The 15,520-nt window shown below is 61.8% G+C and carries 15 protein-coding genes; 7 read left to right on the forward strand and 8 right to left on the reverse strand.

Annotated features, from left to right (window positions below):
• Window positions 1-32: 32 nt before the first annotated feature.
• Window positions 33-1,013: an alpha/beta hydrolase gene (locus tag EKO19_RS36415; protein ID WP_157995609.1), complete on the reverse strand. Its 981-nt coding sequence runs from the start codon at window positions 1,011-1,013 to the stop codon at window positions 33-35.
• 47 nt (window positions 1,014-1,060) lie between these two features.
• Window positions 1,061-3,568: a TonB-dependent receptor gene (locus EKO19_RS36420; RefSeq protein WP_175597328.1), complete on the reverse strand. Its 2,508-nt coding sequence runs from the start codon at window positions 3,566-3,568 to the stop codon at window positions 1,061-1,063.
• Window positions 3,569-3,746: 178 nt separating this feature from the next.
• On the opposite strand from EKO19_RS36420, the gene EKO19_RS36425 reads away from it, so the two are divergent.
• The 3 genes from EKO19_RS36425 (at window position 3,747) to EKO19_RS36435 (ending at window position 7,236) form a co-directional block, all read left to right on the forward strand.
• Window positions 3,747-5,060, forward strand: coding sequence for a DUF1254 domain-containing protein (locus EKO19_RS36425; RefSeq protein ID WP_175597329.1), 1,314 nt, complete (start codon window positions 3,747-3,749; stop codon window positions 5,058-5,060).
• A gap of 169 nt (window positions 5,061-5,229) precedes the next feature.
• Entirely contained in the window at window positions 5,230-6,027 is a 798-nt protein-coding gene (locus EKO19_RS36430; RefSeq protein ID WP_129782359.1) for a phytanoyl-CoA dioxygenase family protein, read from the forward strand.
• A 147-nt stretch (window positions 6,028-6,174) separates the two neighbouring features.
• On the forward strand, window positions 6,175-7,236 hold the full coding sequence (locus EKO19_RS36435; RefSeq protein WP_129782360.1) for an alpha/beta fold hydrolase: 1,062 nt from the start codon (window positions 6,175-6,177) through the stop codon (window positions 7,234-7,236).
• An 11-nt stretch (window positions 7,237-7,247) separates the two neighbouring features.
• Here EKO19_RS36435 and EKO19_RS36440 read toward each other — a convergent pair whose 3' ends face one another.
• Window positions 7,248-7,775: a P-loop nucleotide/nucleoside kinase family protein gene (locus EKO19_RS36440; protein WP_129782361.1), complete on the reverse strand. Its 528-nt coding sequence runs from the start codon at window positions 7,773-7,775 to the stop codon at window positions 7,248-7,250.
• Window positions 7,776-8,426: 651 nt separating this feature from the next.
• On the opposite strand from EKO19_RS36440, the gene EKO19_RS36445 reads away from it, so the two are divergent.
• Window positions 8,427-9,251, forward strand: coding sequence for a DDE-type integrase/transposase/recombinase (locus tag EKO19_RS36445; protein WP_129782362.1), 825 nt, complete (start codon window positions 8,427-8,429; stop codon window positions 9,249-9,251).
• A 173-nt stretch (window positions 9,252-9,424) separates the two neighbouring features.
• On the opposite strand, the gene EKO19_RS36450 is transcribed toward EKO19_RS36445, so the two are convergent.
• The gene (locus EKO19_RS36450) at window positions 9,425-10,048 is read right to left on the reverse strand and encodes an FFLEELY motif protein (RefSeq protein WP_129782363.1); all 624 of its coding nucleotides are present in this window, start codon (window positions 10,046-10,048) and stop codon (window positions 9,425-9,427) included.
• A 345-nt stretch (window positions 10,049-10,393) separates the two neighbouring features.
• Here EKO19_RS36450 and EKO19_RS36455 point away from each other — a divergent pair, with 345 nt between their 5' ends.
• Entirely contained in the window at window positions 10,394-11,386 is a 993-nt protein-coding gene (locus EKO19_RS36455) for a sugar phosphate nucleotidyltransferase (protein WP_129782364.1), read from the forward strand.
• Between the two features lie 29 nt (window positions 11,387-11,415).
• On the forward strand, window positions 11,416-11,718 hold the full coding sequence (locus EKO19_RS36460) for a GYD domain-containing protein (RefSeq protein ID WP_129782365.1): 303 nt from the start codon (window positions 11,416-11,418) through the stop codon (window positions 11,716-11,718).
• Between the two features lie 372 nt (window positions 11,719-12,090).
• Here the strand turns inward: EKO19_RS36460 and EKO19_RS36465 are convergent, their stop codons facing one another.
• Window positions 12,091-12,867, reverse strand: coding sequence for a nitroreductase family protein (locus EKO19_RS36465; protein WP_217705825.1), 777 nt, complete (start codon window positions 12,865-12,867; stop codon window positions 12,091-12,093).
• A gap of 166 nt (window positions 12,868-13,033) precedes the next feature.
• Between EKO19_RS36465 and EKO19_RS40110 the strand changes: the two genes are divergently transcribed.
• Window positions 13,034-13,174 (forward strand): DUF2934 domain-containing protein, encoded by a 141-nt coding sequence (locus EKO19_RS40110; protein WP_407676684.1) that lies wholly within the window; start codon window positions 13,034-13,036, stop codon window positions 13,172-13,174.
• On the opposite strand, the gene EKO19_RS36475 is transcribed toward EKO19_RS40110, so the two are convergent.
• The 3 genes from EKO19_RS36475 to EKO19_RS36485 form a co-directional block, all read right to left on the reverse strand.
• Window positions 13,125-13,595, reverse strand: coding sequence for a phosphoribosyltransferase (locus EKO19_RS36475; RefSeq protein WP_129782368.1), 471 nt, complete (start codon window positions 13,593-13,595; stop codon window positions 13,125-13,127). The two genes, EKO19_RS40110 and EKO19_RS36475, sit on opposite strands and share 50 nt — an antisense overlap.
• Before the next feature lie 105 nt (window positions 13,596-13,700).
• A complete protein-coding gene (locus EKO19_RS36480; protein WP_129782369.1) occupies window positions 13,701-14,768 on the reverse strand; it encodes a FecR family protein in 1,068 nt (355 codons plus the stop codon).
• Window positions 14,768-15,268 (reverse strand): RNA polymerase sigma factor, encoded by a 501-nt coding sequence (locus EKO19_RS36485; protein ID WP_157995612.1) that lies wholly within the window; start codon window positions 15,266-15,268, stop codon window positions 14,768-14,770. The genes EKO19_RS36480 and EKO19_RS36485 overlap by 1 nt, the downstream gene beginning before the upstream one ends.
• Window positions 15,269-15,520 lie beyond the last annotated feature (252 nt).

Here is a 15,520-nt window from a genome sequence, read left to right on the forward strand (position 1 = left end):
TTGATCTCCGAGTACAAAAGGAATCGAACACATCATCGTGGCTTGAGATATAGGTCGAACCATTCCAGCGCCAGCTGATGCGCCTGCGGCCAGGCTTGCAGGTAGACGCCGTAATGCGTGATGCCGGGCACGATCACCAGATCCTTCGGGCCGTTGTAACGTCGGTACGCGAGAATGCCCTGCTGGTCGTTGTCGAACAGTTCCTCATGCTCCGCGACGACGATGCGCATGGGAATGTCGCCGGCATCGTTGATGTGATCCACCGGAGCGTAGTTGGCGAAACGCGCGTAGATAGGCGCGCCGCGCAGATTGCCCAGCACGCGCAGGCCGGGCTCGGGATAGCCGATCTCACCGCGTGCCCGCTTCGTGGCATCGATGTAGGCTTCGCGCGTTCTGCCGAGTTCACGCGCGTCGAAGGCCCCCACCTGGCTGTACACCGCCTTGATGCGGTGATCGCGCGTCGCCAGCTCCGCGACGAAGCCTCCCGACTGGCTGCTGCCCCAGACGCCGATGCGGCTGGTATCCACTCGCGGTTCCCCGTGCAGCCAGTGCAGGGCGTTCTGCCAATCCGCGACCATATCGATCGGGTCGACGACTTCGCGCACCTCCAGAACTTCGGCGCTGAAGGTGCGATCGTCTCCTGCCGGGCGCTGCGCCGTCGGTTTCGCAAGGATGATGCGCGAGTCGCTCTCGCCCCAGCCGCGATAATCGAACGTCACGACCAGATAGCCCGCTTGCGCGAAGCCGAGCGCGTCGCGACGCAATGCAGAGGCCGTGCCGCCCCAGCCATGCGCCATCAGAATCGTGGGCAGTTTCTCGCCTCGAGCGGCACTGGATACGTACACCGTGCCGGACATCCGTGTGCCTTCACTCCATATGTTCGCCTTGCGCTCGCTGACCTCGGCCGAAGCAGCCTCGGGGCGTGCTGCTTCCTGCTTTGCATTCAGCACAGGCGCAAACAGCACCGCATACAGCACCGCGGCCGTCGTGCACACGAATCGAAAGCTCAACATCGTCACATCTCTCCTGGTATGGCGGGCGCGGCAGCTGCGCATGCCGCTCAATGCCCGAAACGGAACTGCACTTCGAGCCCGTAGAGGCGCGGTGGCCTCAAGCTTGCCTCGATGGAGCGCACACCCCATGACGACTCGGTTGCGCTGACGCGTTCGGTGCTCTCGTCATCGAAGACATTTCTCACAAAAGCGATCAACGTGTAGTTGCGCTCGGGATGGCTCCACAACGCCCGCAAGCTGGTCTCGTCGTAGGACGGTGCGAGGTGGTGCTCGCGCGAGAACACCTCGTAGTAGGTTTCGCTGCGATAGATCCAGGAGCCAGAGAGCGTCAGCGCGCCGGCCGGCATGCGCCACGTGTAGTCCGCACTGAATGCGATCTTGTTTTCTGGCGAGCCCGGCAGACTGTCGCCGTTTATGCTCTGACCTCGCTGCGCGGCAGGTTCGCTGCTGCACGGCCGCGCGTCGGCGGCGGCCGCGCGTACGTCGGCATTGTCGATGAAGCAGCGCGAGTCATCGATCTCGGTGTCGAGATAGCTGTAGCTCAGCTGCAATTGCAGCGCATCCGTCGCCGCCCACAACGCCTCGAGCTCGACGCCTCGTGACACGGCGTTCTCGAGGTTGAAGAAGCGCGTCTCGTTGAGATTGCTGGCCGGATCGCGGACCGTCGAAGGGTATTGCGCGTCCTCATAGTCGTAATGGAACAACGACAGGTTGGCGACCAGGCGGTTCGCGAAGGTCTTCTTCAAACCGATCTCGTATGCATCGATGAACTCGGGCTCGGTATAGCCGGTCAGCCCCGGGGCGAACTGGCCGGCGTTGAAGCCTCCGCTCTTGTATCCGCGCGTGTACTTCGCGAATGCGAGCGTGTCGGCTGCGGGCGTCCATTGAATCGCAGCCGTGCCAGTCGTGCCGTGCCATTTGCCGGTGAGGTGGTTGCGTCGATCGATTTCGGGAACCGTCGTGCCGTCGACCACGGAGCTGGCATAGAACGCGTACGGTACGCCCGGAGCACCAAACAAAATGCGAGAGCGGTATTCCTCGGCGTCCTTTCGATCCTCGGTGTAGCGCGCACCGACCGTCAGTTTCCACGCGTCGCTCAGGCTGTATCCGAGCTCGCCGAAGACAGCTCGCGCATCGGCGTCCAGGAAGGCCCCGGAGACTTGCAGATTGCGATCCGGATTGGTGGGGCCCTCCTCCGGATTGAAGCGGTTCGCGGCACTCGGCGCCGCGACGCGCGGGTTGGTCAGCTCGGGCTGCAATGGCGCACGCACGCCCTGGAACTGATTCACCTGCTCATGATACTGGTAGAGGCCGAGTATCCATTGCAGCGGCCCGGTGCGGGTGGAGATCAAGTTGATCTCGTTGCTGTAGTACTCCTTGTCCTCCAGGTAGAAGGACTCCAGCTGCGGGAAGATCGTGAATGTCACACCGGGCGTGGTCGGCGGGGTGGGCGGCCTGGTGGTGTAGGGCCCGCGGTCGATGCCGTCGAAATCATCGTCGAGCCGGTATGTGTAGCCCTGGTATCCGCCGGTGTACTTGATGTCCGCCCAGCCCGTGTGGCCGACCAGTTCGAGCACGTAAGTGTGCGAGCCGTCGAGCGTTGCCACGGATGGAGTGTCGGTGTCGTACAGCCGCGCATTGTTGACGCCCGGATTGGTATCGCCGAACGCAGGCGTCACCGGCTGCGTCGGCGTACCGTTGAACGTGGCGTTGGGAAACAAGCCGCTGAAGTAGACGGGAGCGATGTCGTAGGGAGTGATCAGAACCTCGGAGCGCCCGTCGCGATCCCATTCGGCTTGCGAATATTTCAACCAGCCTTCGATGCTCTCGCCGATATCGAATTCGAGCTGCCCCTCCACGTAGCGGTCGTCTTGCACGCCGCCTTCGCCGCGGCCGCCATCCACGTCCTGGTAGAATCCCTCGCCTTGACCGCCGCTGGTTCCCGCCACTCTGAAACGCAACCACTCCGCGACCGGGCCGGACAGGGCCGCGCCAAATAGCTGAGTGTCGTAGTTGCCGACCGTGGCGTGCACCTCGCCCGCGAAAGTATCGGTCGGCCGCTTCGAGATGATATTGATGGCTCCGCCGATCGAATTGCGTCCGTAGAGCGTTCCCTGCGGCCCGCGCAGCACTTCGATGCGATCGACCAGGATCGGATGCTTGCCTGCTTCGGCGGTGCTCGATGTGTAGAAGCCGTCGGAGTAGTTGGCGAGGCCCGGGTCCGAGCCGTAGTTGTTGGTGAGGCGTCCGACGCCGCGCACGCTCATGCGGCCGAGCCCCTGCGAGAAATTCAGCCCCGGAGTGAAGTCACTCAGGTCCGGTACGCTGAGCACGCCTCTGAGATCGCGCGTCTCGGCGGTGTATGCGGAGATCGCCACCGGCACTTGCTGCAGGCTCTCGGCGCGCTTCTGCGCGGTGACGACGACTTCCTCTACGACCATCATCTGTCTGGACGTTGTTTGCTCCGCCGCGAACGTCTCCGAGACACTCGTCGCGCCGATGCCGAGCAGACTACATGCTGCGCCGGACAGCAGGCTCCGCTGTTGCCGTTTCATGCTCCCCCCCCAAATGTCAGCAAATGTCGAGCGAATGTTTTTTGTTGATCGATCAAGTAGGCTTCCGAGAGTTTCGAAGCTAAGCTCCCATGCCATCCGCGGAAACACAAAATATCGTTTCGCACCGAGAAATCGCCGTCCTCAAGAGGTAACCCGAGCCATGGATCGACGCAGTTTTATGATCGCAACAATGCTGGCCGGCGCCGCCGGGCTGCAGCCACGAGGGGCCGAAGCTGTCGCCAGCGATCGCCGGCTGCCGCTCGAGGAGGCGGCTGCCGAAGCGTGGTTGTATGGTTTGATGCTGATCGAGAACGCGCAGGCGCGGCAGAGAATGCTGGCGATGATGCGTCCCAATCATCTGTTGCATCGACAGGCGCTGCTCACTCCGCGGACTCAGACGGTCACCACGCCGAACAACGACACGTTGTACTCGGTCGCATGGATCGATCTTTCCGCCGGCCCGGTCTCGCTGACGTTGCCGGAAGTGGGCGAGCGCTATGTCAGCTATCAGTTCATGGACATGTATGGCAACAACTTCGCCGTGCTCGGCTCGCGCACTACCGGTGGCGGCGCGTGCACGTTGACGATCACCGGACCCGCCGACGCGTCGCGCGATTCGCTCGCGCTGCGCTCGCCGACACGCTGGGTCTGGCTGTTGGCGCGTTTGCTGATCGATGGACCGGATGATCTCGCCGCGGCGAGCGCCATTCAGAAAGGCATGTCGATCGCGGGTCCGACCGTACCTCCGCCGCCGCGCTTCGCGCAGCGCTCCGATCCGTGGCCGGAATATTTCGCATCGGTGCAGCGGTTGCTCGCGGAGAACCCGCCGCCCATCGCCGATCTTGCGTTCTTCAAGCGTGTCGAGGCCCTCGGCCTCGGACCCGTCAAAGGTTTCGATCCCGGTCGATTCTCGGCGGCGGAGGGCAAAGCGATCGAAGCAGGTATTGGCGCTGCGCGCGCTCAGTTGACGGCCACGGGAGAGTCGGGGCGGATCGCCAACGGTTGGCTCTATCCGAAAGCGACGCTCGGCAACTTCGGGCAGGACTACAGGTTCCGTGCGCAGATCGCGCTGACCGCGCTTGCAGCGCTGCCTCCTCAGGAGGCCATGTACATGCGGCCGATCGCTCCGGGTGGCGCGTACGACCTGCCGAGCGACGTGCGTTGGCGAATGCGCTTCGAGGCGAGCCAGTTGCCGCCGGTCGATGCGTTCTGGTCGTTGACCATGTACCAGGTCAATGGCGATGGCCAGTACTTCTTCTTCGACAATCCGCTGAACCGCTACTCGATCGGCGATCGCACGCCCCGTCTCAAGCGCGGCACGGACGGCTCGCTCGATATCTGGATTTCTCGCGACGATCCGGGCGGCGAGCGTACCGCCAACTGGTTGCCGGCGCCGCCGACCGAAAAGTTCTCCATCATGTTGAGAGCGTATCTGCCGCGTCCCGCCCTGCTGGAGGGGCGTTACCTGCTACCGCCGCTCATGCGCGGATGACACGCGCCTGGCACGCGGCGCTCATGTCTCGACCGCATGTGCGCGATATGTTGGGGCGAAGCGGTCGACAAAGTGACACAAATCGTCGCGCGTCAGTCAACCGCTGTCGCCATGAGTCGTTCAAGTTCATGCCGAAGCGCGCGCAATAGCAGTTCCAGGTGATCAGTGCATGCTTTCACAAGCACAAATCGAGTCGTTCGTACAGGAGGGATTCGTTCGCATCGAAGACGCTTTCCCGAAGGGCGTGGCAGAAGCAGGTCGCCGGATCCTGTGGGCGCACACCGGCTGCGACCCCGACGAGCCGGCGACGTGGACGCGGCCCGTGGTGCGCCTTGGCGGTTATTCCGATCCGCCGTTTGTTCAGGCGGTGAATACGCCGGTACTGCGCGATGCATTCGACAAACTCGTCGGGAGCGGCCGATGGTTGCCGCGAGAAAGCCTGGGTACGTTTCCTATTCGCTTTCCATCGCCGGTTGATCCTGGCGACGCCGGGTGGCATGTCGATGCGAGCTTCGGCACCGAAACCCCTGACTTCATGTCCTGGCGCGCCAACATCCATTCGAAGGGACGCGCGCTTCTCATGTTATTTCTGTTCTCCGACGTGGGCGACGAGGACGCGCCCACGCGCATCAGGATCGGGTCGCACTTCGACATCGCCCGGCAACTCGCCCCGGCCGGCGAGGACGGCCTGTCGTTGAGAGAGCTGGCCGCCAACGGCTTCGAGGAATCGGCGGGAAGGCGCGAGGCGCTCGCGACAGGACGCGCGGGCACCGTCTATCTATGTCACCCCTTCCTTGTCCACGCAGCGCAGCCGCATCGAGGCAGGCAGCCTCGTTTCATAGCGCAACCGCCTCTACACGGCGCCGAAGAGTTTCGTCTGCACCGGCCGGATGGTGCGTACTCTCCAGCAGAGCGAGCGATTCGGTATGCGCTCGGCGACTTGCCGTCCAATCCTACGAAGGCATGAACAACCTGCCGTGAACGCGCGGATGGAATAGCAGCCATTGCGACCACGGAGTGCAACCCGGCCAATGGCCGGTCGCGTCTAAACGTGAGGAATGCGCCACCTGCTCTAGCGGAGACCATAGTGATCGGCACTCGCACCACGATACTAATGACATTGTTCTGCATCGTGTCGACGCCGCAATGGAGTCATGCTTCCCCCTCGCCGAACGACGCCTTTCGAGACATTCGAAAGATCGCCACGGAGCATGGCATCGAGCAACAAGAGATTGTGAACATCGGCGGCGTCCCACAGTGGATTTCGATCCGAGCGCGCGATCGGAGTGCACCTATCCTTCTGGTGGTGCACGGAGGGCCCGGATTTACGCTCTCGGCGGTCAGTGACTACTACATGCGCGACTGGGAAGAGTTCTTCACGGTCGTGCAGTGGGATCAGCGTGGCGCGGGAAAGAGTTATCGACGCGAGGATCGGCAGTCGCTTGCGGCAACTCTGACGATCGACCGCTTGGTCCGGGATACGGAGGAATTGATCGAGCTCGTAGGCAAGCGGTTCAAACGCGACCGGGTGTTCCTGCTGGCGCATTCCTTCGGCACCATTCTCGGCGTGAAGGTTGCGCAAAGGCGTCCGGATCTGCTCTACGCTTACGTCGGAATGGGTCAGTTCGTTGACGCCGCACGCAGCGAGGCGCTCGGATACGAGGCAACTCTGGCGGATGCGCGTGCTGAAAGGAACACCGAGGCGATCTCGCAGCTGGAGGCGATCGCGCCGTTCCCGGATGCCACTCACCCCGAGCGCAACCTGCAGAACCTCGCGGTCGAGCGCCGCTGGCTAGCGCACTATGGCGGCTACTTCAAAGCCGGCGGCGCAGGCCGGCACCATGCAGTCGCTCAACTCAGCCCCACGTATACAGCAGCCGACCTTCAGGCTCGCCAGGAAGCGCACGATTTCATTCTCCAATCGATGTGGGGCGAGCTCGGCGGGGTCGACTTGAACAATGACATCCAGTTCGACGTGCCTGTCATCATCATGCAAGGTCGCCACGACCGAGGCACGTCATCGGTGCTCGTGAAGGAATGGCATGACGCGCTGAAGGTGCCCTACAAGAAACTCATCTGGTTCGAGGAATCCTCGCACATGGTGTACGAGGAAGAGCCTGGCAAGCTGCTGGTGGCACTCGTCAATGAAGTGCTGCCCCTGGCCCGGCCGCGGTGATCGATGCGTCGTTAAATGCGCGCCGCATTTGAGTTTGCCAGGACATAGTCCGCGGTCTGATCGACCGTGAGCTTGGAGTTATCGATCCACAGGCCCAGCCCGCGAAGCTCGGCGGTCAACGTTTCATGCAGTTGAAGCCAAATGCCACCAACGTGCTTCTCCGGGCGTGTCCGATCACGTTGCAAGGCGGTGTCCACACCAGGCGCGAGCGTCACCAGGCGCACGTCGCATGCGCTCAAGTGTTCCCGGTATTCCTCCACTCGGGCTCTGTTGACCAACACGTAGTCGATTATCGCCACGAAGTCCTCCTCGGCGAAGGAACGCGCGAGCAGGCATTGGTTGCGAACGTTTAGATGGATTTGCCGGTGCTCTTCAGTCTGCGGCAAGGCGCCAGGCGGCACGGAGCCTGAAATAATGAAGCCTTGCAGGCAATCTCCTTCAATATGCGTCGCGCGCTCTAAGCGCGCGGCCAAGGCGCGCGCGAGCGTGGATTTTCCGGCTCCCGGGATACCGTTGATGATCCAAATTTCGCCCTTCATCGTGCGATGCTATTCCATGACTTGGCTGGATACGCGTCGACCTTGGGCGAGCATCGCGTCCCGATCGGCCAAGCGTGTCAAAGTCGAGCCGATCGCGCTCTAGTGTTGTGGCGGATCTCGCCGCGCCACCACGGCACGCCGGGCGATACGCGAGCTAAAGACCCGCCAGCCAACGTCCCCGGGAGGAATCGCTGGCCCTGAAGACGCACTGAGTGACGGTGGTAATCGAGCAGTCCACCCCGTACCTCACCAGCCGGCGGATCGTCGGCTTCTTCAAGAAGACCTCTGAATGTGGGTGAATTGATATTGAAAGTCAGAAGTCGAGGGTTGGGCGTGGTGCTCAAGGTCTTTCGTGGCACCCATTGGGGAGGGCGGTAGTGCGTAAACGGATGTTCCGTCTCGTCGGATTGCGCGCGGTCGACACCACTTATTCCACGCACCCATGTCGCCTTCCTTGACTGCTGCGCGCGCCGTGATGCGCGGGCCCCCGTTGGCAACTCGCAGGAAGACATACTTGCGTTTCGTGGCTCGTGCACGTTGCGCGGCGACCTGAAGTACACTCGGTACTAGGACACTAGGGAGTGGTACGGTTTCCAGAAGAACCCGAACGAGATGCGCAACCGGGATTGGTTGATCCTGATAGCTCATCTCATGGTCACGACAGTCAGGATCGTGATCCCGGGCGGTGTCCGCGCAGTCATCGCCGAATCCCTAGTTGCTGATTCTGAATCGTCCTCGAAAGAAGGCGCCGAGGCTACACACATTGGACCACATCGTGCTGGGACTGAGCGCGATGCTCGTTTCGCCGCAACGTATGTTGAAAGTCGCAGTGGCCCTCAGGCCCGCGACGTTGTTGCGCTTTCACCGCGCGCTGGTCCGCGCAAGTATCAATGGCTGTTTTCACTGGGTCACTACATATCGCTCCTCGTATCCCACCGCCTCTCGCAGCTGCTGCCGCGTCCACTCCGCTGTCGGATGCGCTGTCACATTAAAGTGAATCAGTCGACGGCTGTGATGTTCGATGACGACGAGCACGAGCGCGGAAAGCGCACGTCATGGTCGACGTTTCGCAAGGCGCACTGGGACAGCATAGCGGCCACGGACTTCTTCACGGTCGAGGTCTTCACGCTGCGCGGATTGGTGACATACTACGTTCTGTTTGTGGTCGACTTGGCGAGTCGGGCCGTGAAGATTGCGGGAGTCACCTCTCACCCAGACGAAGTCTGGATGATGCAGATGGTGCGCAATCTCACCGATGCCGAGGAACCCTTCCTTCGGCACACGCGGTTCCTGATCATGGATCGAGATACGAAATATTCCGCAGCCTTCCGCGCGGCACTGACCAGGGAGCGAATCGAGCCGATCCGACTGCCGCCGCGATCACCAAATTTGAACGCGTATGCAGAGAGATTCGTACGTTCGGTGAAGACGGGAGTGTACCGGGCGGATGGTCTTCTTCAGCAGATCATCGCTTGAACGCGCGCTGACGCAGTACGTGGCGCACTATCACGAAGAGCGTAATCATCAGGGGCTGCAGAATCGTCTGTTGAAGCGTGCCGATCGTCCTATTCGTCGAGGTGGTCGAGTACAGCGCCGGGAGAGGCTGGGTGGAATGCTCAGCTTCTATCATCGAGAGGCGGCCTGACGACCTAATTTTCGGACAGGGCAGACTTGTGCAAGCGAAACGGATCGGCGACGCCCTGGATGAGTCGCTGCATGATGTCGGTCTCCCGGTTCTCGATGATCTGCAGCAGCCCGTTCGCGCCATGCATTGGCTCGAAGGCCCGGTAGCCGCGTTCGACGAATCCATGCAGATCCATGACGCCCAACATCCGCGCGGGCACGCGGGCCACGCGCAGCGCCGTGCCCAGCGCCGGAATGGCGAGCATTGAGTCGAGATCACGGCCAGCCGCGAGAATGAGGGCGATCTGTCGGCGGCGATCTTCGAAGCGATCGGCGACGCGATAAGCCGCGGGATAGGTTTCAAAGTCTGGTGGCGTATTCTTCAACGCATCCAACACGGAGACATCGAGTGCGTAGGTCAGCAGCTCGAGCTCAAGGGCGCGGCTCACTGCGTGCAGCCCCCGTGCTGGTAAGAGCCGTGCCCATTGGCCGACCACTTTGTGAAGATCGCGGTCGCGTTGAGTGTGGTCATGTGGCCCGTAGAGGTCCGTGACGAAGAATTCGAGCGCGGCACGGTATCTGCGCTGCGCGGCGCAGTCGGAGTATGTTCGTCGTAGGCGCTCGACTTGAAAGCGCTGCAGAGCTCGCAAGCGCTCGCGCCGTAGTGGATCGCGGTCGATCTGGGCCCGATGACGCGCGAGGCACTCGATGATCAGCTGTGCGGGTTCCGCCATGGAAGTCCCTGCCGGAGTGGGCTCGAGAGTCAAAGATATTGCCGAGCGCGAGCAAGGTGCTTCGTGACCCTCGCGTAGATGGTTAGTGGAACTGGCAGCGATGAGACCCCGGGTGGAGCGGATCGCATTGCGCCAGTGAAGATCGAGCTCACGCCGCTCCGGTGTATTACGTAAGCCTTCACGGCCGTTCCCGGGTGTTCAGCGTCGCCGGAGCTGACACTCTCATCTGCATCCATCGCCGCGACTGCAGGGGTAACTTCGATGTCACAAGAGCGCCGAGGGACTTACTGGGACGCCGGACACAACTGGGCGTTGATTCTGGCGGGAGGCGAGGGTACGCGGCTGCAATCGCTCACTCGGATGGCGTCGGGCATTGCAGTACCCAAGCAGTTTTGCTCGCTGGGTCACAGTGGCTCGCTATTGCACGATGCCGTGACTCGCGCAAGTCTGGTCACATCGCCCGAGCGAATCACCGTTGCGGTGTCGGAGCATCACCGCCGCTGGTGGCAGAGCCTGGACCTGAGAATTCCGGCGCGCAACCTGATCAGCCAACCCAGTAACCGTGGGACCACGCATGGCATTCTTCTGCCGTTGCTGCGAATCCTGCATTGGGATCCGGAGGCGAGCCTCCTGGTTCTGCCTTCCGATCATTACGTGAGTAACGAGCTCGTATTGGCGGCCAGTCTGCGTGAAGCGATGAGCGACGTCATTCGTACGCCCGAAGGGATCCTGCTACTCGGTATGACCGCCGACGAGGCGGATCCCGAGCTTGGATACATTGTGGCCGAGAGTGCCGCTGACGTGAGCGCCGTCCGAGAATTCATCGAGAAGCCGGATGCAGCCACGGCGCGAGAACTGATCGCTCGCGGTGGCGTGTGGAACTCCTTTATCTTCGCCGCTAACGGGCAAAGTCTGCTGCGCCGTTTCGAGCAGTCGTGTCCCGATCTGGTCGACGAGATGCGGCACATCGTCGCTTCCGTGCCGGCCTCGGCGCAGATGCCTCGACTCGCCGAAGTGTACGCACGTTCGCCCACCATCGATTTCTCACGAGACATTCTGCAGCGCTCAATCGACTTGCTGCGCGTGCTGAGAGTACCCGCATGCGGGTGGAGCGATCTGGGCACGCCCCACCGGGTCATCGAAACAGTGCAGCGGATGAAAGCGCAGGCGAGCGCACTTGCCTCCGGGCACGCTGATCCATCCGCTTTCCTCAACCTGGCAGGCCGCACACCGGCGATGTACGCCACCTGGTGAGTGCACTTATCACACTAATGGAGGTCGTCATGAACACGTTCATCATGTTGACGAAACTCGGCAGCGGCATTGCGCGGACCGGAACCATGCTGGAGGAACTCGAGCGTTCCGCCGTCGACAAGATCCGGGAGCAATGTCCGAATGTACGCTGGTTGCACAGCTATGCTGTGCTCGGCCGTCCCGATTACGTTGACGTCTTCAGCGCTCCTGATGTCGAAACTGCGATAAAGGTTTCGGCTCTCGTGCGCACCTTCGGCGCCGCCGACACCGAGATCTGGCCGGCACTGGAATGGGAGCATTTCAAGGCCGTCTCTCGCTCGCTGCATACGTAACTGGCGACGTAACTTGTAGGCGCGGTCCGTCGGTTGCATCCACCCCGTGACAGGTGTGACATGCGGAATGAAAAGCACGCCAGCCTAAGAAGGTGGATTCGTCGACTTTGCCATCGACGACTCGATAAGGAGCTTTGTCGCCGCCCTGCGGCTCGGCGGCCTGAGCGTGCGTCGATGCAACCAGTGCGCCTGCGGCGAACAAGGTGAGCCGCCGGGTCATTGCGATCATGGTGCACCTCCTCAAGAAAACTCGCGGATCTTCGGCTCATTCAACGCGATGGTCATGACTGGATTATTCGAAGCATTCACGGAGCCACGGCATAGCGTGCAGGGTGCATGGCGCAGTCGTATCCAGTCTGGAGAAGGCACGCATCATCCTTCAATCCAGTTAATTTCTGGTGGATTGCGCTCGTGCGCGTCAGGCCAATGTTTCGGATGGCCGACAATGATCGGGGCGACGACCGGATAGTGCGCCGGCAATCCAAGTTCATCCTTCGTCGCCGGTACATTCAGCCACGGCCGGGCAAGGCCGATCCAGCACGTGCCCAGGTTTTTCTTACGCGCCGCCAGCATCAAATTTTGCGCGGCCAGGCAGCAGTCCTCCGCGGACTGCGTCGAGTCGTCCGTGGCGAGGATGATCACCAGGGCGGGCGCATGATGGAAGAGTGAATAGCCGGGCGGCTCCAGCATGGGAGCAAGCTCGCCGAGTTCCTCCCTGTGATGTTCAAGTAGCCATTGTCTCGCGCTCTCGGCGTACCCCGCGATTCGGTCGCGGTCGTGCAGAACTGCGAATGACCAAGGCTGACGATTGCGAGCGCTCGGCGCCTGGATGGCCGCATCGATCAGTTCGTGAATGGACTCGCGCGATACCGGCGCATCGGTGTAATCACGAACGGCTCGCCGAGCCGCGATAGCACGCAAGACATCCATAGCATCGTCCTCGTGTCGAGTAGCCGGAAGCCAGCATCGTCGGCGCTGCTCGTCGGCCTGAGAATCCGAGGAACCGGCAAACAGATCTGGAAAGCACCTAGTGGACCGCGTGAGCGCAAGGCGGAGTGCGACGACGAAGGCAGCATGCGAGATGTTGCTATTCGTTACGCGCATGTCCCCATGCACGCAGCGCGATTTCAGGAAAACACTGGTGCTCATCGACCGCACCGCTGAAGAGGCGAAGGCCATGAGCAAACAGAAATCTCCGCAGAGCGCGAAACACGCCCGGCACAAGCGATCCGCGACTCGAAGTGAATCGGCGTCGACCGAATCCGATCAGTCCCCGCCGTCAGGATTCTCCATCGCTGAGGCGGCAAGACAGAAAATGGTCGCCGAGGCCGCCTTCTATCGGGCCCAGAAACGTGGCTTTGCCCCGGGACGCGAGCTCGATGACTGGTTGGCGGCCGAGGCCGAAATCAGCGCTTACTTCCTGGAGCAGGAGCCCGCTGCGGCTGAGTTGCATTGAGATGCAGCGCGAAAAACTTCGCAATACTGTTTGCGCGCGCGAGCAGGTCCGTCACTTCTTCGTCGGTCGTTTGTGTGAACTCCTCGTACCACTGACCAACGGCGTAGAAGCCGATCGGTGCGCCCAGGCAGACCACTTGGTCCGCTTCGTTCCTCAGCAGCTCATAAGCCTCCATGGATGCTACCGGCAGCGCGACGATCACCTTCTTGGCGTTGAGCTTGTGGGCTGCACGCACGGCGGCGCGCATGGTCGCGCCGGTGGCGGCGCCATCGTCCACGAGGAGGACGGGTCGATCTTTGGCGATGAGCGGCAAATGACCGCCGCGAAATGCCCGTTCGCGACGTTCGAGCTCGATTCGTTCGGCCGCGGCTGTGCGCTCGATGTCTCCGGAGCAAATCGACCAATGCCCCGGTCCACGCATTGTTTGGTCGCTCTGAGAACCCCCGATGAATTCGTTGTCGCGTCGATGTGTCGAATGCCAAGGCTATGTACAGGATGTGGATTGGCCGATCGCTTCGCCTGACGATCAGTAAGGCGTGATTTGCGCGCCGGCGGCGGAGCTCTCGATCCGGAACGTTCCCAGGCTGTCGAGAAACATCACCAACGATTGCGGATCGTCGGCATCGAAGGTGCCGGTGATGCGTTTGTCCCGAACGTCGGCGCCGTTCAGTTCCAGGCGATACGGGCTGTAGCGTGCGAACTCGTTGGCGATGTCTTCCAGCCGATCCTCGCGAAACACCAGTCGGCGGCTCTGCCATGACATGACGCGGGCGATGTCGGTGCTCTCCTGCTTCTCGATACCGCGATCGCGAGACACATCGGCACCTTGGCCGGCGCGAATCCGCACTCGCGCATTCGACGTGTCCTCGACAGTGGTGCTCGCTTGAATATCAGCGGCGTCGCGGGTCACTTGAACCACGCCTTCGAGGACGGACACCACGGTGCGGCCGGACGCCTGACGATAGACGTTGAACTGCGTTCCCACTGCTTGAATGACAGCATCGGGGGTGTGGACCCGAAATGGCCGCTGGGTGTCGTGCTGGACGTCGAATACGGCTTCGCCTTCCAGCAACTCCAGGTCGCGAGCGTCCGCCGAATAACGGACAACGAACTTGGAGCGCGCATTCATTTGCACTCGCGAGCCGTCCTCCAAGCGAATGGTCCGTTGCTCGCCGGTGTGCGTCGTATATGTGTTGAGCCGGTCGATGGTCCACGGAACGATCAATACCGCGCCGAGTGCGAGCATGCAGATCGCGGCGGCTGCGGCCATCCGACCGCGGCGACGTGCAAGGTCGGCGGTGACTTTCGGTCGCTCATCGATCGTCGCGTGCAGCTGCGTGACTTCCGCGCTGGGCGGTGCTTGTAATGCTGCTGCGATGAGGCGCTCGACTTCGTCGGAATTGCTGGTACGTTCACGAGCGAAGGAGGCACAGATCGTCGAGGCGAGCAGGAACTCTTCGATGTGCGCCGGCGAGCGCTTCAACCACTGCACGAAATCGACGCGCTTGCCGGCGTCGCTGTGGGGTAGTTCGCATAGCCATTGCGCGGCCTGCTGCGCAATGATGTCCCGCGATGCGTCCTCTAAAGGCTTCATTAGGCTCGCGTCCTGTTCTGGCTGATCAATTGTGTTCGACAGTAATGCAGGGTCCGGTACAGATACTTGCGCACGGTGTGCAGCGAGATCCCCAACCGGGCCGCGATTTCCTCGTGCGGCAAGTCGTGGCGCACGGCGAGCAGGAACACCGAGCGCTGCATGGCTGGCAGCGTGGCTAGTACCGCCTCCAACTGCTGCTCGCGATCGTTCTGCTCGTAGAGTTGTTCCGCCGTCGGCGCGTCGTCCGGCAGCAGCGATTCCAGTTCCGTGACCGTGGTCGAATCGAACTGCACCGGACTGCGACGTTGATGCAGGCGGAACTCGTGCAACACGTTGAAGGCGACGCGATAGACGTAGTTCTCCGGCGATTGCACCAGTTCGCGATCGGCGAACCGCAACAGCCGCAGGTAAACCTCCTGCGCCAGATCCTCGGCGGCCTGTCGATGCGACAGCCGGCTCAGTAGGTACCGGTACAGGCCACCTCCGAACTGCTCGGCCACAAGCGCTGCGAAGCGCGGGGACCGGCGCCGTTCGGCAGGGTCGCCGGCCGGCGGGGTCGAGGAGGATTCGTTGGGCGGAGCCATACCTCTATATAGAGCGGTTGCGAGGTCAAAAGTAGGTACAACCTTTTCTGTCCTGTGTTCTTCATGTTTCCGGGGCGCAGGCGTACCTAGTTCGCCAGCCGTCCGAGGTCTATCCGGTTAGCGGACCGTCGTGGTGCCGGGGCCGTCTCACTATAAAACCGGGGAGTT

Source organism: Peristeroidobacter soli (assembly GCF_004138485.1).
In the GTDB taxonomy this organism is placed as follows: domain Bacteria; phylum Pseudomonadota; class Gammaproteobacteria; order Steroidobacterales; family Steroidobacteraceae; genus Steroidobacter; species Steroidobacter soli.

Coding starts and splice junctions, on each gene's coding strand:
- EKO19_RS36415 (WP_157995609.1), bottom strand. CDS start 1,013: ATGTTGAGCTTTCGATTCGTGTGCACGACGGCCGCGGTGCTGTATGCG.
- EKO19_RS36420 (WP_175597328.1), bottom strand. CDS start 3,568: ATGAAACGGCAACAGCGGAGCCTGCTGTCCGGCGCAGCATGTAGTCTG.
- EKO19_RS36425 (WP_175597329.1), top strand. CDS start 3,747: ATGATCGCAACAATGCTGGCCGGCGCCGCCGGGCTGCAGCCACGAGGG.
- EKO19_RS36430 (WP_129782359.1), top strand. CDS start 5,230: ATGCTTTCACAAGCACAAATCGAGTCGTTCGTACAGGAGGGATTCGTT.
- EKO19_RS36435 (WP_129782360.1), top strand. CDS start 6,175: ATGACATTGTTCTGCATCGTGTCGACGCCGCAATGGAGTCATGCTTCC.
- EKO19_RS36440 (WP_129782361.1), bottom strand. CDS start 7,775: ATGAAGGGCGAAATTTGGATCATCAACGGTATCCCGGGAGCCGGAAAA.
- EKO19_RS36445 (WP_129782362.1), top strand. CDS start 8,427: ATGGTCACGACAGTCAGGATCGTGATCCCGGGCGGTGTCCGCGCAGTC.
- EKO19_RS36455 (WP_129782364.1), top strand. CDS start 10,394: ATGTCACAAGAGCGCCGAGGGACTTACTGGGACGCCGGACACAACTGG.
- EKO19_RS36460 (WP_129782365.1), top strand. CDS start 11,416: ATGAACACGTTCATCATGTTGACGAAACTCGGCAGCGGCATTGCGCGG.
- EKO19_RS36465 (WP_217705825.1), bottom strand. CDS start 12,867: ATGAGCACCAGTGTTTTCCTGAAATCGCGCTGCGTGCATGGGGACATG.
- EKO19_RS40110 (WP_407676684.1), top strand. CDS start 13,034: ATGGTCGCCGAGGCCGCCTTCTATCGGGCCCAGAAACGTGGCTTTGCC.
- EKO19_RS36475 (WP_129782368.1), bottom strand. CDS start 13,595: ATGCGTGGACCGGGGCATTGGTCGATTTGCTCCGGAGACATCGAGCGC.
- EKO19_RS36480 (WP_129782369.1), bottom strand. CDS start 14,768: ATGAAGCCTTTAGAGGACGCATCGCGGGACATCATTGCGCAGCAGGCC.